The following is a 1,480-nucleotide window of genomic DNA, read 5'->3' as shown; positions in this document are numbered from 1 at the left end:
GGGGGGTGCCTCTATGGTTTTCGTCAAGCGGCTGAGGGCAGGTTCTTGGGCACGGGGTCTTCGAACAAGGTGCCGTCGCGGAGCATCGCGAAGAGGACATCAGAACGACGCCGGGCCAGGGCAATGATCGCTTGGTTATGCCGTTTCCCCTCGGCACGTTTGCGGTCGTAATACGCCCTCGAGGCCGGATGATGCAGCGCGGCGAAGGCGGAGAGGAACAGGGCTCGCTTGAGTTTCTTATTGCCCCGCCGGCTGGGATGCTCACCCCGGATCGAGGTCCCGGAGCGACGCGTTACCGGTGCGATTCCGGCGTACGAGGCCAGGTGCGCGGCGGAGGCGAAGTGTTTACCGGTGACTTCGGTGAGGATTCTTGCGCAGGTCCTGACTCCGATGCCGGGCATCGAGGTCAGGACCTCGTAAAGAGGGTGGGCCTCCACGAGGGCTTCGACCTGGGCGGTGATCTCGTCGCGTTGCCGGCGCAACGCCAGGAGCTGTTCCGCCAGTTTCGGCAGCACGATCCCGGCCGCTGAGGTGCCGACGACCACGACCGTTTGCTGGCCCAGAGCATCGAATATTGCCTCGGTCAGGCGTTCGGCGGCCCGTGGCGCGTGCTTTTTCAGCCGGGCTCTGACATGTCCGCGGCCAGCCGTTCTCAAGGCTTGCGGGGTCGGGTACCGGGTGAGGAGATCCGCCACCGCCGGATGGTCCAGGTGCGGGCCCAGGGCACGCTCCAAGGCCGGGTGGATCTGGGTGAGCAGCCCGCGGATCCGGTTCGAGGTTGCGGTGATCTGTCCGGTGAGGTCGTCATCGAACCCGCAGAGCACTCCGAGCTCGGCCAGCGTTTCATCATCGAGTTCCACCGACCGCAGGGTATGCGGCATGGACCGGGCGGCTTCGGCAATGATCGCCGCGTCCCGGGCATCGGTTTTCGCCTGGCCCGGGTGCAGGTCCGCGATCCGACGCATCGCCAACCCTGGCAGATACCCCACGGTTGCACCGGCGTCCCGGGCGACAGCGACGGGCAGAGCCCCGATGCTCGCGGGCTGATCCACGATGACCAGGACCTTCCCTTGCTCGGTGAGCTTGATGATGATGTCCCGCATCTTCGTTTCGTCCTGCGGCAGTGCTTTGTCGTAGAGCTTTTTGCCGGCCCGATTCAGGGCCACTGCGTGGTGGCCGGTCTTGCCGACGTCCAAGCCCAGGAAAACGTCGACACTCTCGTGCTCCAGAATCATGATTACCCCCGTCTATTCGCAGTGAGACTGACGGTGCTGGCTGGTTCCGGCGGCAGGAGTCGCATCCACGTTACGAAGAACCGTTGGGTCGTGCCTCTATTAGCGTTTCCCCGGCTGCCATGTCGGTTCCGGTGGCAACACCCCCCGGATCATGGATGACTGGGGGCAAAAACCATGCCGGAACCGACCGGCCAACACACCCATATCCTGCATCAGGAACGGGCTACGAAAAAGGTAACGGGGCA

1 protein-coding gene is annotated in these 1,480 nt (G+C 64.3%); it reads right to left on the bottom strand.

Going from position 1 to position 1,480, the window contains the following annotated elements; translation table 11 throughout:
• Positions 1-23: 23 nt before the first annotated feature.
• Entirely contained in the window at positions 24-1,235 is a 1,212-nt protein-coding gene (locus H9638_RS16670; RefSeq protein WP_191749357.1) for an IS110 family RNA-guided transposase, read from the bottom strand.
• Positions 1,236-1,480 lie beyond the last annotated feature (245 nt).

Source organism: Arthrobacter pullicola (genome assembly GCF_014836875.1).
GTDB classification, from domain to species: domain Bacteria; phylum Actinomycetota; class Actinomycetes; order Actinomycetales; family Micrococcaceae; genus Arthrobacter_B; species Arthrobacter_B pullicola.
Note: the sequence above shows the minus strand (reverse complement) of the source record. Positions and strands in the feature narration are given on the sequence as shown.

Coding starts and splice junctions, on each gene's coding strand:
- H9638_RS16670 (WP_191749357.1), bottom strand. CDS start 1,235: ATGATTCTGGAGCACGAGAGTGTCGACGTTTTCCTGGGCTTGGACGTC.